We start from the raw sequence: 23,881 nt of genomic DNA, 5'->3' as shown, positions 1-23,881 counted from the left end.
CTATGCCTTTTCTTCTGTCATAATATTATGGGGAGGAAATACAGAATCTAAGGAGCAATCGGCCCCCAAAGTGTTCAGTATTTCCACGATCCGACGGCAAGAATACAAATCAGGGGTTCGTGTACCTGCTTCATAGTTCCCTATCCGCGACTGATTCCAACCAAGCGCTTCGGCCAGCTGATGCTGGGTAATCCCAGCAGTTTTACGAGCAAGAGAGATGTTGTTCATATGTTACCTCCAATTCAGGAATTTAAACACGTATTGTGATTATCGTCAAACACAACTCGTGAGAGATAAAAAACACATAACGTGATAAAAATACTTCAACTTAATCACGTTGTGTAGGAGCTGAGACAAAATGGAAACTGTTGGACAGCGCATTAAACGCCTAAGAGAAGCACTGGGTATTAGCCAAGCAGAGCTAGCCACTCGGTGTGGTTGGGCCTCACAGTCACGCATTGGCAACTATGAAACAGATAGCAGGAAGGTAAACGTAGAAGATGCCGTAGTGATCGCCAGTGCATTAAAAGTAAGCCCCGGCGAACTGATTTTTGGTACCCCTGATAACGCGGTATTCATAAACCAGCGTGGCCGCAGCCTTCCCCTTGTTAGCTATGTACAGGCAGGTGCATTCACAGAGGCCGATAGCCTTTTTTGCCCGGAGGATATAGAAACCACTATCGTATTTGACGAGAACATATCGGAGTTAGGGTTTGCTCTAAGAATAAAAGGCGACTCTATGGAGCCTGAATTTAAGGAAGGCGATACGATAATCGTCGATCCTGCGGTAGCCCCTCACCCCGGCGAGTTCGTTGTTGCAAGAAATGGCGACCACGAAGCAACATTCAAAAAGTATCGGCCCAAGGCAAACGGTGCTTTTGAACTACTTCCGCTGAATCCTGATTACCCGACGATTGATTCCGAGCAACAACCGATCCAAATCATCGGAACAATGGTTGAGCATCGAATCCACCGACGTAAACGGTAAAAATTTACAAGTTCGGCTAGCCCTTCTCTCAACCCGCTTCGGCGGGTTTTTTATTACCTCACGCAAAATAAAACACAAATCGTGTTGACTTACAAAACACAATACGTGATATTCATCATCAACACGAAATGTGTTCAATACAGCTAAACGCCCCTCAGCGAGCGACGCAATCGCCGAACAGCCACCTACGCAGGGTGACCGACTGGACCAGCTCTTTTTCAACCACAGGAGGAACAGATCATGTGAAAGACAACAAAGTGTACTTACCGCTGCCCTTGCAACACGCGAGGGCTTTGGCAAGACCACTAATTGAGGGTAACGCTATGAGCAAGACAGCAATCAACGCACTGACCAAAGCAGCTCACATCGCAAAATGCGATTCTGGCTTCCTGACTGGCTTCATCACCGATAAGGCTTTTCGTAAAGCGGGTAAATGGCGCAATGCTGACGCGCTGGCAGCGTTGATTATCAACAGCGTGGCGAACGCTTTTCAGTGCGAATGCAGCTCAGATATGCAGAATGCGGGCGGATACTACAACAACATGCAGGAAGCTATCGAAGGTTACGTGCAGGCCAATATGGATGATTGGAACGGTGACGAGTGGTCGAAGAAAGACCTTGCTGCCGAACTAGCTCGCCTGGCTGAGATGGTAGAAAGGAACGCTATTTTTGAGGCTCACACCGCAGCGCTGGTAATTAACAGCCGTCTAGACACAACGAAAAGGACCGTGTTAGGCAAGGTCGTTTCAGGCGCTACCAAACACGCAGAGTCCTATGGTCGTTTTTATGTTGGCTACCGTGTTTCACATATCGATATTGATTGCGCCAAAAGTTATGGCGGAACTCTGTCAACCAATGACATGAAGCACGAGTGCTACTCAGTCGCCGCTTTCAAGTGACAGAACCACTGTTAATTTCGGCTGTAGGATTTTAACGACCTTTTTACTATGAGTCTTTGAAATACTCATCGACAACGTGACGATACTCAGCGTCAATGCGATAAGCTATTTGGGTTTTTCGGTCAACAATACGACGACGGTGAGAAGAACAGAGTATCCGCTGTTGAGAAAGGCTAGTGACAGCTACATCGTCAAGATCGAGCCAGAATGTATTGCAACCTTCCATAACGAAGGGCTTAAGCACCGATTTTTCTGCTTCGTCCAGTTTTTCGATCATAGACATAAGAGCACTATGCTCTTTCTCCGCCTGAGTTTTTTGTTCCGCAGCTTCAGCGCGTTTTGCCAAACACGAACGGCACACAGTCAACGCCCGTTGTGCAGCATCGACTATGGCAAAGGCGATAGCGAAAATGATAAGCAAACTTATATAGGGGATTTTGACTTTATCCTCTACCGCATTTGTAGCGCTCTCCGGTGACAAAAGCACTAACCCGATCCAGACGATTAATACGTACATGACCTTCACCACTGGCTCGCTGCCAAATATTTTGGCAACCCATGCTGAAATCCATTCGGGCATTTTTATCACTCACAAAACTTTAGGGGTAACAAAATGCTACCACAGAATCTCGCTGTAGGGGTATGTCGGGCACCTGGCCGCCTGACAGATTAACACCCATAACAATAAAACTATGCAGTTCTCCCTTGCCCCAATCCGCTGGGGCTTTTTTATATCTGAAAGCGTATCCGGCTAACCTCGGCGGGTGCGCTCCCCGATAGAAAAAGGAGTGACCCCCATGAATTCCCTTAAACAGCAACAACACCGGTATCGCCTTACCGGTGCGGATTTCCACACCCCAAAAACCCGAGGCCTGCTCTCCCTGCTGACAGCGTTGTGCATTGCCTCTTTCATCCTATATCTCGCTGGAGCATAACAATGAGCCTGGAATTAGCACTGAAAGAAAACACCGAAGTAATGCGGCAACTCATCGCGGCGCTAGCCGGTGGAAAAACCTTTACCGCCGACACCCCACACCAACCGAAAGCCGAGGGTACCACCCAGGCAGGCGAAGCCACCAGCAGTAAAAAGCCACGTAAAGGGCCGTTCTATATCCGCCAGGGGGAAGGTGCACCGTGCATTGTCGATAGCGAATCTACGTTGGTAGCGCATATCGAAAAGGGCTACACCGAAATCACCAAGGTGGAATACCTGCAGCTACAAGAAGAAGCAAGTAAGGCCACATTCAAGCCGGTAACGCTCGAAAGCCAGCCATTGCCGGTTGCAGTAGCTCTGGCTTACCTGTTTGGTGAAAAAGGGCGCTCCTTTAACGAGGAAATGATCACCGAAGCGATAGCCATCACTGAAACCGAAGACGGCAAAGAACGTGACGCGCAGATCGACGCGCTGACGATGGCACTCAAGGGCATTGACCGTGCTACCAAGCTGCACGGCGCCGGGGTGTTCGACCTCGCACTGCAGATGTTTGAACATTGGGATGCGCTACCGGGTATCACCGAACGCCGCACCTATGCCGATCTGCTGCTCGATACACCGAAAGAGGACCGCGCCAAGGTCAAACCTGCCAAGCCAAAGGCTTCTACCAAGCCGAAAGACGAAACACCGGACGCCGACCCGAAAGCACTCTTTGCCCAGGCCGAGCAACTGATCCTGACGCTGGCCAAAGGCGGTTACCGTAGCGAAGCTGTGAAGATCCTAGCCGACTTCGGCGCTACTCGCCTGGGTGCGGTTAAGCCCGAAGACCTCCCGGCGGTAATTGCTGCTGCCGAGAAAGCTCTGGAGGGTTAACCATGCCAGAAGCCTGGATAGATGTTTCAGGCTTCGAGGGAACTTACCAGATTTCCGATGCTGGCAACCTTAGAAGCTTGGATAGAACCGTACTAAATAAGGGCTCTGGCTGCGTTTACCCTCTTAAGGGAAAAACACTTAAACCCCGCAAAGACGCCGATGGTTATCTGATAACAGATTTGTGGAAAGCGGGTAAAAAAACAACGGTTAAAATTCATCGTCTTGTCGCCGCGGCATTCACCCCTGGGGCAGGTCCCGAAGTTGACCATATTAACGGGCAACGTGATGACAACCGCGCGCTAAACCTACGCTGGGCTTCCGTGTCACAGAACAGGGCTAATTCCCACACCCGTAAGAACAAATCAGGGGTGGTTGGGGTTCGGTACTGTGAAGGAAGAAAAAATCCTTGGCAAGCCTATGGCCGTGTGAATGGCAAATTCAAATCCCTCGGGCTTTTTCCCACCAAACAACTCGCTGAGGCCGCGAGGCAGAAACACATTCAGGAGGTTATGAATGCCTGACCAACATGCTCGATTATCACCATCCTCCGCCCACCGTTGGCTAAGGTGTATAGGTAGCCTGGCGCTAGAGGCCGGTATAGCAGACAGCGGATCCGAGTTTGCTGTTGAAGGTACCGCCGCCCACGCGCTGGCTGAATGCGTTCTACGTAATCGCCTGGATCCGACGCTTGCGGGGCAGGTAATACAAGGGGGCCAGCACGCCGCCGACTACATTGGCACCTACCCCCTTTCGCATTTATCAGCAACCGACCCAGGCCCGCAAGTCACCGAGGAAATGGCGGAGCACGTTCAAACCTATGTTGATACCGTGTGGAACCTAGCGGAGGGCAATACGCTGCTGGTTGAGCAACGTGTCGATTTCTCTGATGTTGTGGGGGTCCCTGAGCAGTTCGGCACGGCGGATGGCGTTATTTTTGCCGGTACCGAGTTGCAAGTCCACGATCTGAAATTTGGTCGCGGCGTCAAAGTGGATGCCGAGGAAAACGAACAGCTACAGCTTTACGCCCTTGGCGCACTGGATCAGTTCAGCATCCTAATGGACTTTGACAGCGTGCGCGTGTTCATCCACCAACCACGACTCAACCACTGTTCTGAATGGGCTATCAGCGTGGAAGACCTGCGGGCGTTCGGTGAGCGGGCCAAAGAGGCCGCAGCCGCCGCAATCACTACCGCGGCGATTGCCGAATGTGAGGGCATCGACACGCTTCCAGCAGATGTGTTTACACCGGGCGGAAAACAATGCCGCTGGTGTAAGGCGGCTGGCGGTCGGTGTGCTGCTCAGGCGCAAAGCCACCTTGATATTGTCGCGGGTGATTTTGTTGACCTCACGCAGCCGCTGGCACCACAACTCGAAGATACCCCCAACCGCATAGCCATACTCACCCCCAAACAACTGGCAGACCTCTACACTCAGGTTGACTCCATCGAGGGCTTTTGCAAAGCACTACGCGCCCGTGTAGATGCCGAGCTGAACACCGGCCACTGCGTGCCAGGGTTCAAACTGGTGGAAGGCAAGAAAGGTAACCGGGCGTGGAGTAGCGAAGCCGAAGCTGAAACCTTGTTGAAATCGTTCCGCCTCAAGAAAGAACAGTGCTACACGTTCAAACTGATCGGCCCCGCCCCTGCCGAAAAGCTGTTGAAGAAAGACAACCCGCGCCAGTGGTCCAAGCTGGAAAAGTTAATCACCCGCCCGGATGGCAAAAACACCGTAGCGCCGGAAAGCGATCCCCGCCCGACCGTCATTATCAACCCTGAAAACGACTTTGAAGATGTAGCCGCCATCGAGGCGGATGCAGAGTCTCTTATCTAAGGAAATTACCCATGAAAGTTAAATTAACCAACGTCCGTTTGGCCTTCCCTGATCTGTTCGAAGCAAAGCAATTCGATGGTGAAGGTGATTTCAAATTCTCCGCCACATTCCTGATCCCGAAAAGCGCCCCGGCCAACAAAGAGATTGAGGCAGCGATCCTCTCCGTGGCTAAGGCTAAATGGGGCGCGAAAGCCGAATCAATCCTCGCATCCATTAAGGGGAACAACCAGAAATACGGCTACCGCGATGGCATCGAAAAGCCGGAATACGACGGTTATGAGGGCTGCATGTACATTCGCGCCAGCAACAAGGCCCGCCCTCTGGTTTTGGACCGCGACAAGTCCCCGCTGACTGCTGCCGATGGCCGCCCTTACTCCGGCTGCTACGTCAACGCAACGATCACCATCTTTGCCTACGAGAACAAGGGCAAAGGGATCAGTGCCTCTCTGGGTGGCGTCCAGTTCTTCAAAGATGGCGATGCCTTCGCCGGTGGCGGTGTGGCCAGTGAAGATGATTTCGATGAAGTGGCCGACGGCGCGGACGCCGAATTGATCTAACCCCCTACCCGGCCTTGTGCCGGGTGTTTTGGAGAGCGGGCAAGCGCCTGCTGCCCAAAACACTACCACGAGGCATTATCTATGCAAAAACTCTGGCTTGATAAAGAAACGTTTTGCGAAGTGCCGATACGCAACGGTACCCACGTTTATGCAGAAAGCGCTGAGGTTATGTTGATCGCATGGGCGATAGACGACGAGCCTGTGCGGGTTATCGACCTTACCGCCGGCGACGCATTACCCGAACGTTTTGTCGCTGCGCTGGCCGATCCTAATTACGAGGTGTGGGCGCAAAACTCCCACTTTGACCGTACAGTTATGCGGCACGCCCTCCCTAATATTCTACCGCCCATTGAACGTTGGCGCGACACAATGGTACAAGCGCTGGCGCACGGTCTGCCTGGTGCCTTGGGCGCGCTCTGTGAAGTGCTCAATATCCCTCAGGACAAGGCGAAAGACAAAGAAGGCAAAGCGCTAATCCAACTGTTTTGCAAACCACGTCCGAAAAACAACAAACTGCGGCGCGCCACCGGCAAAACGCACCCGGAAGAGTGGCGTCGCTTTGTGGCCTACGCAGGGAACGATATAGAGGCCATGCGTGAAGTACATAAACGCCTGCCGACATGGAACTACCAGGGTAATGAGTTAGATCTCTGGCACTTTGACCAGCGTATCAATGATCGTGGCGTGTGTATGGACATTGAACTCGCAGAAGCAGCGCTACGCACCGTTGACGCGGAACAAGCCATTCTGGCTAAGCGTACCCAGGACATGACCAACGACGAAGTACAGGCGGCAACCCAGCGCGACGCCATGTTAAGGCATATCGCCAGCGCGTTCGGGGTGGACCTACCGGACATGCAAAAAAGCACGCTCGAGCGCCGTATAGCTGATCCTGATTTACCGGGGGCATTGCGTGAACTGCTGGCAATCCGCTTGCAGTCCAGTACCACCAGCACCAGCAAGTACAAAACGCTACTCAAGGGTGTAAGCAGCGATGGCCGGTTGCGCGGTACGTTGCAGTTTTGCGGCGCGTCACGTACAGGCCGCTGGGCTGGTCGCCTCTTTCAGCCGCAAAACCTCCCGCGCCCAACGTTCGCTCAAGGCGAACCGGACCAACAGGAACAAATAGACCGGGGGATCGAGGCGCTCAAAATGGGATGTGCTGATCTGCTGTACCCCAACGTAATGGAGGTGGTCAGCTCGTCGCTACGCGGTTGCATCATGGCACCCGAGGGTAAAAAACTTGTTGTGTCTGACCTAAGCAACATTGAGGGGCGCGTGTTGGCCTGGCTTGCGGGGGAAGAATGGAAGCTGCAGGCGTTCCGCGATTTCGACGCTGGTACCGGCGCGGATCTCTACAAACTGGCCTATGCCCGAGCCTTCAACATATCGCCAGATGATGTGGCAAAGGGGCAGCGGCAGATCGGCAAGGTGATGGAATTGGGCCTCGGCTACGGCGGTGGGGTGGCGGCGTTCGTCACCTTCGCCTTGACCTATGGCCTTGACCTTGACGAACTGTCCGACGCCGCCCTACCGAGCATCCCGCTATCAATTCAGCGTGAGGCGCAAAGTTGGTGGCGTGCTTCTGTCCAGCAGAAGAAAACCTACGGCCTAAACGAACGGGTTTTCATTACCTGCGATTCGCTTAAACGCATGTGGCGCAATGCTCACATTGCTACCGTGCCTTTCTGGTATGACTTGGAAGACACCGTGCGCCGTGCGATAGCATCGCCCAAAGTCACGCTGCAATGTCAGCGGCTTAAGGTACGTCGTGATGGCTCCTGGCTGCGTATCGCCCTACCGTCTGGCCGGGCGGTCTGTTACCCCGATATAGGCATCGAAGGCGGCAATATCTCTTACATGGGTACCAATCCCTACAGTCGTAAGTGGCAGCGCCTTAAAACCTACGGCGGAAAACTTGTGGAGAACGTCACGCAAGCAGCCGCCCGCGATGTTCTGGCCGGTAACATGCCGGGCGTTGAAGCTGCCGGCTACGACATTGTGCTGACAGTCCACGATGAAATTATATGTGAGGCTCCCGATACCCCCGAATACTCTGCTGAATGCCTGAGTGAACTACTAGCAAGTGTCCCCTCATGGGCGGAAAATTTGCCTTTAAACGCTGGAGGTTTTGAAGGTGGGAGATATAGAAAGGACTAGCCATGAAAATGACAAGAAAGTATCTCAATGAATGCTTTGAATACCGAGAAGGTGATTTATTCTGGAAAGTTCGCCCTACTAGTCACTTCAAGCGCCTGCGAACCGGTTTGATGCGAAATAGTAGGTTTGCGGGGCGTAAGGCGGGGACAAAGCACCCTGACGGGTACCAACAAGTGAAATTAGATAACGTAATCTATCTAAAGCATCGCCTCATCTGGGTGCTCTTTAATGGTGAAATATCTGCTGAAAAGCAAATTGATCATATTAATCATCACCGGTCAGATAATCGCATTGAAAATCTTAGACTGGTAACAAAACAAGAGAACCTCAGAAACTGCGCTAAGGGCCGAAATAATAGCTCTGGCACAACCGGCGTTTACTTTCATCGTGCATCGGGTAAATGGTGCGCTCAAATAAATAAAACTCATCTTGGAACCTTTACCGATAAAGCTGATGCTATAGATGCACGTAAACAAGCGGAAGTCGAAAGAGGGTTTCATACCAACCACGGAATTTAAAACACTATGACATTTAGCAACCATGACAGCCCGTTATATTTTCGGGCTGCGCGGGAGGCTGCCCAAATTGAGCGCGACGGCGATTATCACCGCGCAGCCAAGGTATGGGTTAAAGCCTGTCGCCTATCACGTAACACCAAAAACCAAGCTTGGAGCGAAAACCGCTCTGATTTCTGTATCGCTCAGATAGCGCGGGAAAAGTTTAAAGATGGCCTACACCCGTGAATCAGTGATCGAATCCAACCTGGTGAAGCAGGTAAAAGCGGCGGGCGGTACGGCGTATAAATTCACCTCCCCCGGACACCGTAGCGTTCCTGATAGGCTGGTGCTGTTACCCGGTGGCCGTGCTGTTTTCGTTGAGTGCAAAGCCCCTGGCGAAGCCCCAAGGCCGGATCAGGTACGCGAACACAACCGGCTGCGGGCCTTGGGCTTTACGGTGGTTGTGCTCGATAGCAAAAACATGGAGGGGATATTGTGAAAGGTGCAAGAGAAATGCCACAACTAAGAGTACGCATCCCCCAGGAGCTAAAGGATGCGCTCGAAACTATAGCTAATAAGAATGACCGTACGTTCACAGCCGAAGTTATTCGAAGATTGCGTAAAAGCCTAGAAGACGAAGGGGTTACCCTTTCCGATTAAGGGCTTGTTGAAGCTTTGCTACAGCTTCACGAAGTTCATCTTTGTTAGAATCGGCCCATTCCAGGCCATACTCCCGGTCGTATTTTTCCTGCAACTCGTCGAATGACTTTTGTAGTTCTTCGTAATCACCGACTAAACGACCGAAACCGTCGCTAGTCCCTACAGATTTATCTTGGTAAACGGTTTCTTCTAGACGGTCAATAACTTCCGCAGTGAATGTTCTCCTATTTTCCTTCGCCTTGCTTTCTAACTGAGCCTTGAGCGCAGCGGGAATACGCACTCGTAACTGTGGATCTTCTCTGCTCATAAACGCACCTCAAAACACTATTAGTAAATTATGCCTCACGGTGTGCTTGACAACAACTGCTCACGGTGAGTAATCTACACTCAGTCTCACCGTGAGAACTACTGAGGGGTTACGTTATGGCGATCAAAATCACGCAGTTGCATCACATTGATATCTTTAACTACATCGCGAATATGCTGGAAACCGCAAGGCTTCTCAGCTCCCTAGATACAGGCAACCAACTGGCTTTTGATTTGATTGAGTTTGCACAACAGGCAGCACAAGAAGCTGCGGGTAAGCCGTGGGAGTAATAAGCAAAACGCGCCGAAAGTTGCAGCTTTCAGCGCGTCTACAGCAACACATTAACCAAAGGAGTAGTAAATATGTCAGAAACCACTTTAACCAAGCCTGTAGTTTTTCGCAATGACAGCCTTAATATTGCACTCAGCGGCATGCTACATGAAGGTAAACCAGTGTTCTTTGCCGTCGAAGTGGCAAAGGCTTTAGGTTACGAAAAACCTCACCAGGCGTTAGAGTATAATTGTAAGTCATTGATTAAAGTCAATTTCCTACAGTGTAAGGAATTAGGTTTAGGCGACCGCCCTAAAGGGATCATCCTTCTGACAGAGCCAGATCTCTACCGCCTCATTTTACGAAGCAAATTACCATCCGCTGAAAAAGTGCAGGATTGGGTGTGTGAAGAAGTTCTACCATCCATCCGTCAGACAGGTGGCTACCAGTTACCCGTTAACTCACCGGTACCTCAATCCTTCGCCGAAGCTCTAAGGTTAGCAGCAGACTTAGCCGACCAGAACTTACAGCTCACTGACGAGCGTGATCACGCAGTTCGCACTAAAGCACACATTGATAGCCGACGAGCCGCTACCGCCTGCCAACGTAATTCTACCTATCAACGTATAGCCAATCGCGCAATCCGCGAACGGGATGAAATGGCCGCTCGGTTTGGCGCAAGCAAAGAATGGGCCTCTACCGCCGCAGTCTGGCGAGCAACAGGCATATGGTACGGATATCGTCGCTTAATGCGCTGGTGTGATGATAACGATCTGTTCGACACCTATTGCTATGACCCTAACACCGACGATCGGGCTTTGTGTTACCCGCATCAAGCGTGGATCGACGTGTATGGCGTAGATATCGATAAGCTGTTCTAACAACCCGCCCCCAAGTACGGGGGCTTCTTATTAGGGAGAACGAAGTGCAACGCACATTTACCCCCCGCCCCTACCAAGACCTGATTATCACCCACATTCACGACACGCCCCGCTTGAACGTTTGGGCCGGTATGGGTATGGGTAAAACAGTGGCGACGCTCACTGCGCTGGAAGATCTGTTTATGGCAGGCAGCGAGACTCAACCGGCGTTAGTGCTGGCACCGTTGCGCGTGGCCCGTTCGACTTGGCCCGACGAGGCCGACAAATGGGACCACCTACGCAACATAGAAGTACAACCGATTGTAGGCACAGCAAATGAGCGACTGGCCGCGCTTAAGAACAGCAACGCAAGCGTGTACACGATCAACTATGACAACCTCGTATGGCTGGTTGAGCAGCTTGGTAACCGCTGGCCGTTCGGTACCGTGGTCCCAGATGAGAGCACCCGGCTAAAGTCGTTCCGGCTGCGGCAAGGGGGCAAGCGTGCGGCAGCACTGGCGAAAGTGGCTCATAAGCATGTCCACCGCTGGGCCAATCTCACCGGCACACCAGCCCCTAACGGCCTGATCGACTTATGGGGACAAGCCTGGTTCGTTGACCAGGGCGAACGTTTGGGCCGCACATATGGCGCGTTTACGTCGCGCTGGTTCAACAGCATTCAGTTTCCCGGCCAGCAATGGTCGAAGCTGGAACCGTGGCCGTTTGCACAGGAACAAATACAGTCGGCGCTTGCTGATGTGACTATCTCCCTGGATGCCGCCGATTGGTTCGATATCAAAGAGCCCATCCACAACGTGATCCGCGTTGAGCTACCGGCCAAGGCTAGACAGCAATACCAGGCAATGGAAAAGGAAATGTTTCTGGAGCTGGAAGGTAATGACATCGAAGCGCCGAACGCGGCCGCCAAGACGGTGAAATGTTTGCAGTTGGCAAGTGGCGCTATCTATACAGACGACCAAGGTAATTGGCAGGAAATACATGACGGGAAGCTACAAGCGCTAGAAAGCGTGATCAGTGAATCGGGGGGAATGCCGGTGCTGGTCGCCTACCACTGGAAACACGACCTTGCCCGGTTGTTGAAGGCGTTTCCCAAAGGCCGCCACCTGGACGACGATCCGCAAACGCTACGTGACTGGAACGCGGGAAAAATCCCGGTGCTGTTCGCCCACCCAGCAAGCGCAGGCCACGGACTGAATATGCAGGACGGAGGAAACACTCTGGTGTTCTTCTCCCACTGGTGGGACTTGGAGCAGTACCAACAAATCATCGAGCGCATTGGGCCAACCCGGCAGATCCAGGCCGGTTATAACCGCCCTGTGTGGATACACCACATAACTGCCGTTGGCACCATGGATGAAATGGTGATGGAACGGCGCAATTCTAAACGTGAAGTGCAGGACATCCTGCTTGAAGCAATGAAGAAGAGAGGCATGTAATGAACGAGCAATTAAATCTCATAGAAGAAAAAGAAGTAATGCAGCGTCTTAAAGTATCTTCCCGGCAGACAATTTACACTTACCAAAAGAAATTTGGTTTCCCAATGCCGATAAGAACGCACCCGAAAGCCTATCTAGAAGAAGCCGTCGTAAAATGGATATTAAACGGAGGGGTTAATCCGAAAGTAACTTCTTAACATGATCCAGAAGTTTTTCAGCATGGATTTCATACCCTTCTTTTTGCCCTTCTATCCAATCATGCTTGTTATACACAGCCATAACCCCGCCCAGCTCATGCCCCAGCATTTTCTCTGTAATATGCGGGGCAATACCCTCCTCAGAAAGGCGAGTGACTAGCGTTCGACGAAAGTCGTGAGCTCGCCAATACCCAATATCTAAATTTTCCCTGATCCTTTTTATGTATCGATTCGCGGCAGCCATCGTAAGTGGTTCACTGATTTCATAGCCGGGAAACAGAATGTTATCGTAGGTCAGCATGGCCTTTTCTAACAGGGGGACGATCTGTTTAAAGATCGGCCTTCTGATCTCTTTACCGGTTTTACTGTGCTCTTTGGGTACCGTCCAGACCATCGCCTGCAGGTCAAACTCGCTGCGTTCGGCAAGCCGTAGCTCGGATACGCGGGCGCCCCAAAGCATCAACATTTGGTGCAACAGCTTGTTTGAGGTTGCGGCCCGGCTCCGTTCTATCGCGACCCATATCTCAGCAAGTTCGTAATACGTTAAGACCCGGCTTCCCGTTTCAGCACGACTCCCGATGTCACGAGGGTTTATTCGCATCACCGCACAATCATTGATGAAATGGCGGCGGATGCACCACCCAATAGCCGATCGCAGTTGTACAAGCAATTGTCTTGCACGGCGGCTGTTTAATTTCTCTTCGGCGGTGAACAGATCTACCCACTGCTTGATCGTGATCTGCGCAACCGGCCGCCCTTTAAATGCCTCGCTCATGATTTTGATAACGGTAGATTCATACAAGGCTTTGGTGTTGTCGCGCAGCGAAACATCAACATAGTTCGCCTTCCAATAATCCAAGCAGTCCTTAACGGTCACCTGGTTACCGCTATCCTGGCCGTCTTCAAAGTAGGTGCGCGGGTCTATCTTCTTATCATAGAGCACCCGCAGTTCTGCTATGATGCTTCTGGCGTCCTTCAAGGATACCGCCGGGTAACGGCCGATCCCTAAGCGTTGAGCTTTCCCGTCCCAGCGGTAACGGTACTGAAAATTGATAACTCCCTTGGGAGATATCCGCGCACTGAGGCCATCGGCGTCCGAAACCTCGGGGCTGCCTGTATATGGTTTACCATGTAGGGAACGTAATTTCGTATCGCTGATAGCCATAATAATTTTTTGTACACAGTGAGTTTTGTCTTTTGTACCATATCTGTACACAATTGCACATGGACAAACGAAAACAACTGTATGCACGAACAGTTAATCGATAACTATCATTACCGTGTCGGGTAACTAAAAACAGAACTAAAACCGTAAGTTACATCAAATTATGGACAAACATAGATAGTGAAAGACAACGCTAAACAGAATACATTCTACATCCACGACTACGAAACCTTCGGCAAAAGCCCTTCAATGGACCGCCCGGCGCAGTTTGCCGGGGTGCGTACCGATATGGATTTCAACATTATCGAAGAACCGCAGGTGTTTTACTGTGCGCCAGCCGATGACTATCTGCCCGATCCCGAAGCGGTGATGATCACCGGCATCACGCCGCAGCAGGCGCTCGCCAAAGGCGTGAACGAGGCCGAGTTTGCCCGCCGTATCCACGAAGCGTTCAGCGTTCCTGGCACCTGCATTCTGGGTTACAACAATATCCGCTTTGACGATGAAGTCAGCCGCAACATCTTTTACCGCAGTTTCTACGACCCTTATGCCTATAGTTGGCAAAACGGTAATTCACGCTGGGATCTGTTGGACGTAATGCGCGCCTGCTACGCGCTGCGCCCCGAAGGCATCATCTGGCCAGAAAACGAAGATGGCTTCCCCAGTTTCCGTCTGGAACACCTGACGCGAGCCAACGGCGTGGAACACGAACACGCGCACGATGCGATGTCCGATGTGCATGCCACCATCGCCATGGCCAAGCTGGTCAAACAGGCGCAGCCAAGGCTGTTTGATTACCTGTTGCAACACCGCAACAAGCACAAGCTCAATGCGTTGATCGATATCGCGGAGATGACGCCGTTAATGCACGTTTCCGGCATGTTTGGTGCAGCACGCGGTAACACCAGTTGGGTTTCTCCACTGGCCTGGCACCCGGACAATAAAAACGCGGTGATTATGTGCGATCTGGCGGGGGATATTACCCCGTTGCTGGAGCTGAATGCCGATGAGTTGCGTGAACGTCTCTACACGCGCCGCGATCAACTGGCTGCCGATCAGGCTCCTGTTCCGCTCAAGCTGGTGCATATCAATAAATGCCCGGTGCTGGCTCCGGCCAAGACGCTGTTGCCAGAAAACGCAGAACGGCTGGGTATCGACCGTCAGGCTTGCCTGGAAAATCTGAAGGTACTGCGCCAACACCCGGAAATCCGTGAAAAAGTGGTGGCAATCTTTGCCGAAGCCGCCCCGTTCACCCCGCTCGATGATGTAGATGCCAAACTGTACGACGGTTTCTTCAGCGATGCCGATAAGGCCGCCATGAAGATCATTCAGCAGACCAAACCGCAGAATCTGCCCGCGCTGGATTTGACCTTCAGCGATGGCAGGATGAAAGAACTGCTGTTCCGCTTCCGCGCCCGTAACTATCCGAATACGTTGGATGATGCCGAGCAGCGCCGCTGGTTGCAACACCGCCAGGAGGTGTTGAGTGCCGAACGAGTGCAAAGTTATATCTTGCAGTTAGAGTCACTCTATAACCTGCATGAAGGGGATAAAGAGAAGATGGCGCTGCTGAAGGCGTTGTTTGATTATGGTAAGCAGTTGGTGGGGTAAACTGTGCTATTTGCCCCTCACCCTAACCCTCTCCCCAAGGAGAGGGGACCGATCGAGCTCGCTGATTTTTCTGCGTCACACCGCATCTTCGTTCTTCTTACTCCACATCAAACACAAGCTAATCAACGACTCCGGACAGCTCCCTCTCCCTGTGGGAGAGGGTTGGGGTGAGGGGAACAGCATTTTCTAAGTAAATAAAAAGGGCTCCAACATGTGGAACCCTTTTTGATATCGCGAGGTGGACGAAGTGATTACGCGACGTCTTCGCTTGCCTGTGGCACCGGCAGGCTGAAGCTGCGGGTGACAAACGTCAGATACAACAGGCCGATCGCCGCCCAGACCAGGCCCAACGTCATCGAACTGACTTCCAAGTTGACCCACAACGCACCGACGGTTAACGCCCCCATCACCGGCAGGATCAGGTAGTTGAAGTTGTCTTTCAGCGTACGGTTGCGTTTCTCACGGATGTAGAACTGCGAGATCACCGACAGGTTAACGAAGGTGAACGCAATCAGCGCACCAAAGTTGATCAGCGCGGTTGCCGTAACCAGATCGAACGACACGGCAGACAGCGCAATCACGCCAACCAGCAACACGTTCAACGCCGGGGTACGCCATTTTGGATGGACATAACCGAAGAAACGCTCCGGGAACACGCCATCACGACCCATAACGTACATCAGGCGTGAAACACCCGCGTGAGATGCCATACCTGAAGCCAGTACGGTTACGCAGGAGAACACCAGGATCACCGACTGGAAGAACTTGCCAGCCACATACAGCATGATTTCCGGCTGTGAAGCGTCAGGATCCTTGAAGCGTGTGATATCCGGGAAGTACAGCTGCACGAAGTACGACACCACAATAAAGATCACGCCGCCGATCAAGGCCGTCAGGAAGATGGCTTTCGGGATCACGTTTTCTGCATCTTTGGTTTCTTCGGACAGCGAGCTGATACCGTCAAAGCCGAGGAACGAGAAGCACAGGATGGTCGCGCCGGTGATCATCGGCACCACATGCGCGTTGTCAGACCAGAACGGACGGCTGCTCACCAGCGTACCGGCACCTTCACCGTGGGAAATGCCGTTAATCACCAGACCCAGGAACACGATCATGATCGCGACCTGCACAACCACGATAATGGAGTTCAGGTTGGCCACCAGCTTGATGCCACGCAGGTTGAATGCCGTCATCAGGCCCACCAGGGCGGCGACGAAGATCCACGAAGGCACGCCTGGGAAAATCGCTTCCAGGTAGATTTTTGCCAACAGGATGTTGATCATCGGCATGAACAGATAGTCCAGCAGGGATGACCAACCCACCATAAAGCCGACGTGAGGGCTGATGGCTTTCTGGGCATAGGTATAGGCAGAACCGGCGGAAGCGAATTTCTTCACCAGCTTGCCGTAGCTCAGGGCGGTAAACAGGATCGCCAGCAGAGCAAAGGCGTACGCGGTCGCGACGTGACCATCGGTCAGGCCGGAGACGATGCCAAAGGTGTCAAAGATGGTCATTGGCTGCAAATAGGCCAGACCCATCATGACGACCGGGACTAAAGTCAGTGTTTTACGCAGTTGGGTGCGTTGGCCGGCTGGTGCGGCGGTGATGATGTTATCGGACATCGCGCAGCCCCCCCTTACCTTCAGTCTTGCGGATAATAGACACGCCAAGACTTAAGGTTGCGGGGAAACTTCGCAACGTGCGACTGAATTCTAAAAGGGGGATGAGGGAAGCTGGATAACTAGGCACGAAAGCCTGTGTTGCTCCATAATCGCTGCGACCGCAACGGAAACCGGCGGGCACCGGTGCCAAGGTGAAAAATTGCCCCATCGTTCTTATCCTCATGAGTCACGACCATAAAGTTTTGGTTGATCGCGACGAACCTATTTATCTATCCGGCTCGATGTCCGGCCTCGCTTGATGTATGAAACGCACATTGGGTAAAACTAATGCAAAAAAAATAACCGACGCGTTAAAACGTCGGCTATCTGCATTTCGCGTATTTTGCCATAAGATCACAGAAAGACAAGATCCTGAAACCTTCTAATACAAATTCTTTTGCTTAATATCAGGAAAAACCGTCTTCATCGCCCTCAAGGATGGCGATGTCAGGCATTTTTCAGCATCCAGTCGATCTCGGTTTCCGTCACCAGACGTTCAAACTGCATCAGTTCCCCCATTTTGCAGGCGTGATATACCCTTGAAAAGCGTTCACCGAGGTAGTGCGTCAGCTCGTGTTGATGCTCGAATTCGTACAGCGCATCGCTTTGACGGATCGGGAAGGGGAGCCCCTCCTGCTCTAAACCGTTGCCAGTCACCGGCTCAGGCAGCGGCAATTCGGTATCTAATCCGTATAACATCCCTGCCAGGATCGTCGCCACCACCAGATAGGGGTTGGCATCGGCACCGGCAACGCGGTACTCCACGCGGTGGTTCTGCGCATCGCCACAGGGAATACGCAACGCCACGGTACGGTTGTTATGCCCCCAGGACGCCTGGATCGGCACATACATCCCCGGCTGGAAACGGCGGAAAGCATTGACGTTGGGTGCCAACACCGCCATCGATGCAGGCATCAAGGTGATCATCCCGGCCAGTGCCCGCTTAAGCAGTGCCGAGTCTCCGCCATCCGCTTCGGCAAACAGGTTTTTCCCCGCGCTGTCCACTACGCTGAGATGGACGTGCATGCCGCTCCCCGCGTAATCCTCATAAGGTTTAGCCATAAAGGTGGCATGCATATGATGCTGTTCGGCCACCTGACGCACCAATCGTTTCAGCGCCAACGCATGATCGCAGGCTTGCAGCACGTTATCGGTGTGATTCAGGTTCACTTCGAACTGGCCGGGGGAGGCTTCCGCCACCGCGCCATCCGCCGGTAGCCCTTGCATCTGCGCCAAAGCGTCGATGTCGTTAAGCACTCCGGCAAAATGGTTGAGGTTATCCAGTGAATAGACCTGACTCTGTACGTTGCGTTCCTGAGTGCCCGGAGCACAAGGCGGTTGCAAATAGCCTGCCGAGTCTCGCTGTCGGTCAATGAGATAAAACTCCAGCTCTACCGCTACCACCGGGAATAGTCCACGCTGGCGCAACGCCTGCCATAGTCGGTTCAGCACATTGCGGGGTTCAACGTCAAAGGGAGTACCATCTTCATCCAGCATGGTCAGCAGCACCTGACCAATATGTTGCGGATCGGCCGCCGACGGGGTCAACGTACCCAGCACCGGCATACAGATCCGATCCGGCTCGCCCAATTCCTGGCCCAACCCGGCCTCTTCGACCACGTTGCCCAAGATATCCATGGCGAATACCGAGGCGGGGAAATAGCAGCCTTTTTCAACTTTTTTCAACCCGGAGACGGGAATGCGTTTACCGCGGAAGGAACCATTGAGATCGGTGAGAAGGATATCGATATACTGCGTGGCAGGATGGCGTTCCAGATAGTGAGCAACCTCACTTTGGAACGCGCTACTTCGCCTTTCTTCATTATGCTGTGCAAAATCTTCTACTACTGCGCTATTGGTTTGCATACATCACCCGCCGTTATGCTCTTGGGAATGCCTTCGCATCCGCTTGCCGATTGACTCAACACATGGTTTGATTTCTCTGTAGACTGCGCCGCCGCTGGGCGCTCAAAATAACATCCATAATATGAAACATAGCTTTAACAGAAATAGTTTGCAAATGTTACAATGGCGTTTGATTATTCGCCAAGGGCTGCTAAATTGATAAAATATTGACCGAAAAGGCGTTGTTTGCGCTTTGCTGGTAGCGAATTTCTTCCGCCACAACAGGGGGAAACATGGGCAATATATTTTCCAATCACTACCCAACTACCGATATCATGTGGTTTCGATATCACTCAGACAGGTACCCGGCTCCGGGTGTGATCCTAACCTGTCGCTCCTACCAGAAGGAACTACCGCTATGAGCGAAGTCAGCTTGGCACCAGGCAAGCGCCTGTCGCAGATCCGTCAGCACCTGGGTCTGTCGCAGCGCAGGGTCGCCGAACTGTCCGGATTAACCCACAGCGCCATCAGCACCATTGAGCAGGACAAAGTCAGCCCTGCCATTAGTACGCTACAGAAACTGCTGAAGGTCTATGGGCTGTCACTGTCTGAATTTTTTGCTGAACCCGAACGGCCAGATGAACCTAAAGTGGTGATCGAACCGGACGATCTGATCGAGATCGGCAGCCAGGGCGTTTCGATGAAGCTGGTGCATAACGGCAGCCCTACCCGCAGCCTGGCCATGATGCTGGAGACCTATCAACCGGGTACCACAACCGGCGAGAAGATCAAGCATCAGGGCGAAGAGATTGGCACGCTGCTTGAAGGGGAGATCCTGCTGACGGTCAACGGCCAAACCTATCTGCTGACCGCTGGCCAGAGCTATGCCATCAACACCGGCATGCCCCACAGTTTCAATAATACCTCAACGCGCGTTTGCAAGATCGTCAGCGCGCACACCCCAACTACCTTCTGACAAGATTGGCCGGAGGAGTGATGATGGAACATGTTGCCAGCTACTATGCCGCCAGCGCCAACCCCCACGCTCCTTATCCCCAATTGAACGAGGCTATCCGCTGCGACGTCTGTATCGTCGGCGGTGGTTTTAGCGGCCTTTCCAGCGCCCTGCATCTGATCGAAGCCGGTTACGACGTGGTGGTGCTGGAAGCTGCCCGCATCGGTTGGGGGGCCAGTGGCCGCAACGGTGGGCAGGTGGTCAACTCTTACAGTCGAGATATTGATGTGATTGAGGCCCGCTACGGCCAGCAGACCGCAGCGATGCTCGGCAGCATGATGTTTGAAGGCGCGGAGATCATTCGCCAGCGTATCGATCGCTACGCCATTGCCTGCGACTATCGGCCCGGCGCGGTTTCCGCGGCGTTGACCAGCAAACAATTCAATGCGTTAAAAGAAAAAATGGCGCACTGGCAGCATTATGGCCACCAACAGTTGGAACTGCTGGACGGAGAAACCATGCGCCGCACCGTTGCCAGCGAACGCTATGTCGGTGGTTTGCTGGATCATCAGGGCGGCCATCTGCATCCGTTAAATCTGGCACTGGGCGAGGCCGAAGCGATACGCCGCCACGGTGGGCGGCTGTTTGAACAATCGGCGGTCACCCATATTGATTATGGCCAGCCAGCCCTGCTGCACACGGCTCAAGGTAGCGTCAGCGCCAGCCTGGTGATCCTGGCGGGTAACGCCTATCTGGGAGAGAAGCTGGAACCCCGCCTCAGCCGGATGAGCATGCCTTGCGGCTCGCAAATCATTGCCACCGAGCCTTTAACTGCGGATATGGCCCTTTCCCTGCTACCGGATAACTACTGCGTTGAAGACTGCAATTACCTGCTGGATTACTTCCGCCTGACGGCAGACAACCGCCTGTTATACGGCGGCGGCGTGATCTATGGTGCGCAGGATCCGGCGGATATCGACGCCAGGATCCGCCCATTGATGCTCAAGACCTTCCCGCAGTTGAAAAAGGTGCGCATTGATTACCGCTGGACCGGCAATTTCCTGCTGACCCTCTCGCGTATGCCGCAGTTCGGCAGGCTGGAAAATAACGTCTATTACCTGCAAGGTGACAGCGGCCACGGCGTGACCCTGACGCATCTGGCGGGCAAACTGATTGCCGAAGTGCTGCGCGGTGACGCGGAACGCTTTGATGCTTTTGCCAAACTCCCCCATCTGCCCTTCTTCGGTGGCCGTCATTTGCAGGTGCCTTTTACCGCTCTTGGCGCCGCCTATTACGCCCTGCGTGACCGTTTAGGATTCTAACCTCGCTTTTTATCTGACTTATGCCATTTTGCATGTTGCAAAAATGGCATTTCGTGTTACAAAAGAGTTTCTTTAGCCGTCTATACATCCAAATGCATTTCACGTTGCCGCCACTATGCCGCGATTTGAAAGATAAGGGGCGCAGCGTCTTCGACCATATTATGCCAACCAACACCGCTTCACGCCTGGAGATGCGCAATATCTCCATCGCCTTTGCCGGGTTTAACGCATTGCAAAATGTAGATTTCACCCTGCATGGTGGTTCGACCCATGCGCTGGTGGGGGCCAACGGCGCAGGTAAATCCACGCTGATGGGCATCCTTTCCGGCGCGCACAACCATTACCAAGGCGATATTTTTATCGACGGCCAGAAAGTCGATATCCATTCGCCGCTACAGGCCCGCCAACACGGGATCCAGGTGGTACAGCAAGAGGTGGATGTCGCGTTAATCCCCACCCTGTCCGTGGCGGAAAATATCATGCTGGATTGGCTGAATGAGCCGGGTCATTTGCTGAGCTGGCGGCAGTTGCATCACAAGGCCGCAGCGCTGTTGCAGCAGCTTGGGCTGACTATCAACCCACGCCAACGCCTGGAAGCCTGTACGTTGGCGGAGAAACAACAGGTGTTGCTGGCACGGGCGCTATCACACCGCTGCCGTTTTCTGGTACTTGATGAGCCGACAGCCCCGCTAGACAGCGCCGAGAGCGAACGCCTGTTCCACATCGTGCGCCGCCTGCGGGCCGAAGGGATCGGCATCGTGTTTATTTCCCACCGCATTCATGAATTAAAAACCGTCTGTGACCATTTGACGGTGCTGCGCGATGGGCGTCATGCCGGTGAAGGCAGCATGCAGGGCCTGAGCGGTGAGCAGATCGTCGAGAAAATGCTGGGCCATACGTTGGATGATATCTTCCCGCCCCCTCGTCCACCCCACGGCTCACGTCCGTTACTACGGGTAGCAGGATTGCATGACCGCCATAAGCTGCGCGATGTCTCTTTAACTTTGAATCAAGGGGAGATCCTCGGCATCGCCGGGCTGGCTGGTGCAGGCAAGACCGAGCTTTGCAAAGCGCTGTTCGGTGCCACCCCCAGCAAGTTGACGCAGGGAGAGCTGTACGGCAAACCTTGGGCACCGCGTTCACCGCACCTTTCAGTAGAACAAGGTTTGGCACTGGTACCGGAAGAGCGCCGCAAGGAAGGCATTTTTATCAACGAAGCCATTCCGATGAACCTGAGCGTCAGCGCCGATGACAGCTTCTCCCGCTGGAGCCTGTTCAGCCGCCGCCAGGAACTGCGTTGGGCACAAGAGATCATGCAACGGCTTGGCGTGCGGGCCTCAGGTCCACAGCACAAGCTGGCGCGCCTGTCTGGCGGTAATCAGCAAAAAGTGGCGATTGGCAAATGGTTACGCGGCAACGCCGACGTGCTGATCTTTGACGAACCCACCAAAGGCGTAGATATCAAGGCCAAGCAGGATCTGTTCCGGCTGATCGACGGCCTGGCACGTGACGGCAAAGGCATTATCTATGCTTCTGGCGAGTTTTCCGAACTGGTGGGCCTGTGCGATCGCATTTGCGTGCTGTGGGATGGCCGCGTAGTGGCGGAGTTGAACGCTGCCGAGATTGATGAAGAAACCCTGTTACTGTATTCCACCGGAGGAACTCCTGCGTGAGTAAAGAATTATCCCTGAAAAGCGTGCTGCCCTGGCACCACCAGCTGTTTGAGTTTTTGTATAAATGGGGAATGTTGCTCACCGTTGTCGCCTTGATCGCGCTGTTTGGCCTGGCTTCCGACAACTTCCTCGATCCCAATAACATCATCAATATTCTGCGGTCGATCGCCATCGTGACGGTGATTGCGATTGGCGTGTCGATCTCACTGTCGGTGGGCGGTTTCGATCTCTCCGTCGGCTCCACGGCATCGCTTGCCAATGCGTTGGTGATCTCGCTGTTTGCCTGGTACGGCTTCGGCACCACCGGTGCCATCGTGTTGACCCTGCTGCTGTGTACGTTAGTCGGCCTGTTCAATGCCTTTTTGATCGTGGTGCTGAAGATCCCCGATATGTTGGCCACGCTCGCCAGCCTGTTCGTGATCCAGGGCGTAGCCATGACCTATAGCTACGGCGGCTCCATCACCCAGAATATGGTGTTACCGAATGGGGATATGGCCGAGGGTATGATCCCTGAAGTGTTCTCCACGTTGGGCCAGGTGCCGGTGATCGTGCTGATTATGCTGGCGGTAACGGTGATCATGCAGCTTTTCCTGTCGCTGACCAAGCATGGCCGCCGGATGTATGCCATCGGCGGTAACCCGGAGGCCGCCCGCCTTTCCGGTATCCGCACGGTACGTTACAGGGTTACTGCTTACGTACTTTCTTCGCTGCTGGCGGGCCTTGGCGGTATTCTGCTGGCGTCACGTATTGGCTCCTCGCAGGTCAATGCGGGCGGCGGTTACCTGATGGATGCGGTGGCGGCGGCCTATATCGGCTTCTCTTTAGCTGGCTCCGGCAAACCTAACGCACTGGGCACCTTGGTTGGCGCAATCATCCTGGGCGTGTTGCAAAACGGACTGGTGATGCTCTCAGTACCCTATTACGCAATGGATATCATTAAAGGACTGGTGCTGGCATTGGCACTGGCGATCACCTACATCCAGAAACGCTGATCACCCCGGCGCACCTCTAGGCTGTGCCGGGCAATACCCTTTCTTTTCCTCTGGTTTCAAGCCATTAGATAAATAAATATACAAATGATATGAGTTATCATTTGCATTTACATTCCTGTCAATTTCCTTACAATGGCCTGACGCTTTCTTCACGAAACGACCATTTCT

Annotated in this window: 26 protein-coding genes; 20 read left to right on the top strand and 6 right to left on the bottom strand. The window is 53.1% G+C overall.

The window, feature by feature from the left end; all coding sequences use genetic code 11:
- Positions 1-228 (bottom strand): helix-turn-helix transcriptional regulator, encoded by a 228-nt coding sequence (locus tag U869_RS30910; protein WP_071998256.1) that lies wholly within the window; start codon positions 226-228, stop codon positions 1-3.
- 130 nt (positions 229-358) lie between these two features.
- Here U869_RS30910 and U869_RS0118500 point away from each other — a divergent pair, with 130 nt between their 5' ends.
- Entirely contained in the window at positions 359-988 is a 630-nt protein-coding gene (locus U869_RS0118500) for a LexA family transcriptional regulator (RefSeq protein WP_025120648.1), read from the top strand.
- Between the two features lie 323 nt (positions 989-1,311).
- On the top strand, positions 1,312-1,887 hold the full coding sequence (locus U869_RS30090; protein WP_157834742.1) for a hypothetical protein: 576 nt from the start codon (positions 1,312-1,314) through the stop codon (positions 1,885-1,887).
- A gap of 46 nt (positions 1,888-1,933) precedes the next feature.
- On the opposite strand, the gene U869_RS0118490 is transcribed toward U869_RS30090, so the two are convergent.
- Positions 1,934-2,467: a super-infection exclusion protein B gene (locus tag U869_RS0118490; protein ID WP_025123993.1), complete on the bottom strand. Its 534-nt coding sequence runs from the start codon at positions 2,465-2,467 to the stop codon at positions 1,934-1,936.
- A 357-nt stretch (positions 2,468-2,824) separates the two neighbouring features.
- Here U869_RS0118490 and U869_RS0118480 point away from each other — a divergent pair, with 357 nt between their 5' ends.
- The 9 genes from U869_RS0118480 (at position 2,825) to U869_RS30905 (ending at position 9,398) form a co-directional block, all read left to right on the top strand.
- Positions 2,825-3,694 (top strand): hypothetical protein, encoded by an 870-nt coding sequence (locus tag U869_RS0118480; protein ID WP_029987496.1) that lies wholly within the window; start codon positions 2,825-2,827, stop codon positions 3,692-3,694.
- A 2-nt stretch (positions 3,695-3,696) separates the two neighbouring features.
- Positions 3,697-4,215: an NUMOD4 domain-containing protein gene (locus U869_RS0118475; protein WP_025120644.1), complete on the top strand. Its 519-nt coding sequence runs from the start codon at positions 3,697-3,699 to the stop codon at positions 4,213-4,215.
- On the top strand, positions 4,208-5,524 hold the full coding sequence (locus U869_RS0118470; RefSeq protein ID WP_025120643.1) for a DUF2800 domain-containing protein: 1,317 nt from the start codon (positions 4,208-4,210) through the stop codon (positions 5,522-5,524). The genes U869_RS0118475 and U869_RS0118470 overlap by 8 nt, the downstream gene beginning before the upstream one ends.
- 11 nt (positions 5,525-5,535) lie before the next feature.
- A complete protein-coding gene (locus tag U869_RS0118465; protein ID WP_025120642.1) occupies positions 5,536-6,081 on the top strand; it encodes a DUF2815 family protein in 546 nt (181 codons plus the stop codon).
- A gap of 81 nt (positions 6,082-6,162) precedes the next feature.
- On the top strand, positions 6,163-8,241 hold the full coding sequence (locus U869_RS0118460) for a DNA polymerase (RefSeq protein ID WP_025120641.1): 2,079 nt from the start codon (positions 6,163-6,165) through the stop codon (positions 8,239-8,241).
- Between the two features lie 2 nt (positions 8,242-8,243).
- Positions 8,244-8,759 (top strand): HNH endonuclease signature motif containing protein, encoded by a 516-nt coding sequence (locus U869_RS29510; protein WP_025120640.1) that lies wholly within the window; start codon positions 8,244-8,246, stop codon positions 8,757-8,759.
- A 6-nt stretch (positions 8,760-8,765) separates the two neighbouring features.
- On the top strand, positions 8,766-8,984 hold the full coding sequence (locus tag U869_RS0118450; RefSeq protein WP_025120639.1) for an ANR family transcriptional regulator: 219 nt from the start codon (positions 8,766-8,768) through the stop codon (positions 8,982-8,984).
- A complete protein-coding gene (locus U869_RS0118445) occupies positions 8,968-9,237 on the top strand; it encodes a VRR-NUC domain-containing protein (RefSeq protein WP_025120638.1) in 270 nt (89 codons plus the stop codon). The genes U869_RS0118450 and U869_RS0118445 overlap by 17 nt, the downstream gene beginning before the upstream one ends.
- 14 nt (positions 9,238-9,251) lie before the next feature.
- On the top strand, positions 9,252-9,398 hold the full coding sequence (locus U869_RS30905) for an Arc family DNA-binding protein (RefSeq protein WP_071998261.1): 147 nt from the start codon (positions 9,252-9,254) through the stop codon (positions 9,396-9,398).
- On the opposite strand, the gene U869_RS0118435 is transcribed toward U869_RS30905, so the two are convergent.
- Positions 9,382-9,705, bottom strand: coding sequence for an Arc family DNA-binding protein (locus U869_RS0118435; protein ID WP_025120636.1), 324 nt, complete (start codon positions 9,703-9,705; stop codon positions 9,382-9,384). The two genes, U869_RS30905 and U869_RS0118435, sit on opposite strands and share 17 nt — an antisense overlap.
- A 116-nt stretch (positions 9,706-9,821) precedes the next feature.
- Here U869_RS0118435 and U869_RS32405 point away from each other — a divergent pair, with 116 nt between their 5' ends.
- The 4 genes from U869_RS32405 (at position 9,822) to U869_RS30900 (ending at position 12,489) form a co-directional block, all read left to right on the top strand.
- Positions 9,822-9,995 carry a hypothetical protein gene (locus U869_RS32405; RefSeq protein WP_198530676.1) on the top strand — a complete coding sequence of 58 codons (174 nt, stop codon included), beginning with the start codon at positions 9,822-9,824 and terminating at the stop codon, positions 9,993-9,995.
- Positions 9,996-10,067: 72 nt separating this feature from the next.
- A complete protein-coding gene (locus U869_RS30085; RefSeq protein ID WP_025120635.1) occupies positions 10,068-10,856 on the top strand; it encodes a BRO family protein in 789 nt (262 codons plus the stop codon).
- Between the two features lie 44 nt (positions 10,857-10,900).
- A complete protein-coding gene (locus U869_RS0118420) occupies positions 10,901-12,292 on the top strand; it encodes a DEAD/DEAH box helicase (RefSeq protein ID WP_025120634.1) in 1,392 nt (463 codons plus the stop codon).
- Positions 12,292-12,489 (top strand): AlpA family transcriptional regulator, encoded by a 198-nt coding sequence (locus U869_RS30900; RefSeq protein ID WP_071998255.1) that lies wholly within the window; start codon positions 12,292-12,294, stop codon positions 12,487-12,489. Before U869_RS0118420 ends, U869_RS30900 begins: the two co-directional genes overlap by 1 nt.
- Here the strand turns inward: U869_RS30900 and U869_RS0118415 are convergent.
- Positions 12,467-13,654, bottom strand: coding sequence for a site-specific integrase (locus U869_RS0118415; protein WP_025120633.1), 1,188 nt, complete (start codon positions 13,652-13,654; stop codon positions 12,467-12,469). The two genes, U869_RS30900 and U869_RS0118415, sit on opposite strands and share 23 nt — an antisense overlap.
- A gap of 180 nt (positions 13,655-13,834) precedes the next feature.
- Here U869_RS0118415 and sbcB point away from each other — a divergent pair, with 180 nt between their 5' ends.
- A complete protein-coding gene (sbcB, locus tag U869_RS0118410) occupies positions 13,835-15,265 on the top strand; it encodes an exodeoxyribonuclease I (protein ID WP_025120632.1) in 1,431 nt (476 codons plus the stop codon).
- Between the two features lie 251 nt (positions 15,266-15,516).
- Here sbcB and U869_RS0118405 read toward each other — a convergent pair whose 3' ends face one another.
- Both U869_RS0118405 and U869_RS0118400 read right to left on the bottom strand, forming a co-directional pair.
- The gene (locus U869_RS0118405) at positions 15,517-16,887 is read right to left on the bottom strand and encodes an APC family permease (RefSeq protein ID WP_025120631.1); all 1,371 of its coding nucleotides are present in this window, start codon (positions 16,885-16,887) and stop codon (positions 15,517-15,519) included.
- Between the two features lie 486 nt (positions 16,888-17,373).
- Complete coding sequence (locus U869_RS0118400; RefSeq protein ID WP_025120630.1) at positions 17,374-18,792, bottom strand: glutamine synthetase family protein; 1,419 nt, start codon at positions 18,790-18,792, stop codon at positions 17,374-17,376.
- A gap of 397 nt (positions 18,793-19,189) precedes the next feature.
- On the opposite strand from U869_RS0118400, the gene puuR reads away from it, so the two are divergent.
- The 4 genes from puuR (at position 19,190) to U869_RS0118380 (ending at position 23,713) form a co-directional block, all read left to right on the top strand.
- Complete coding sequence (gene puuR / locus U869_RS0118395) at positions 19,190-19,747, top strand: HTH-type transcriptional regulator PuuR (RefSeq protein ID WP_025120629.1); 558 nt, start codon at positions 19,190-19,192, stop codon at positions 19,745-19,747.
- Positions 19,748-19,767: 20 nt separating this feature from the next.
- Positions 19,768-21,048, top strand: coding sequence for an FAD-binding oxidoreductase (locus tag U869_RS0118390; protein ID WP_025120628.1), 1,281 nt, complete (start codon positions 19,768-19,770; stop codon positions 21,046-21,048).
- A 161-nt stretch (positions 21,049-21,209) separates the two neighbouring features.
- Positions 21,210-22,721: a sugar ABC transporter ATP-binding protein gene (locus U869_RS0118385; RefSeq protein ID WP_025120627.1), complete on the top strand. Its 1,512-nt coding sequence runs from the start codon at positions 21,210-21,212 to the stop codon at positions 22,719-22,721.
- Entirely contained in the window at positions 22,718-23,713 is a 996-nt protein-coding gene (locus tag U869_RS0118380) for an ABC transporter permease (RefSeq protein WP_025120626.1), read from the top strand. Before U869_RS0118385 ends, U869_RS0118380 begins: the two co-directional genes overlap by 4 nt.
- Positions 23,714-23,881: the final 168 nt, after the last annotated feature.

This window comes from Serratia sp. H1w, from assembly GCF_000633355.1.
Classification (GTDB): Bacteria; Pseudomonadota; Gammaproteobacteria; order Enterobacterales; family Enterobacteriaceae; genus Chania.
The sequence above is the reverse complement of the archived record's forward strand: the minus strand, read 5'-3'. Positions and strand labels throughout refer to the sequence as shown.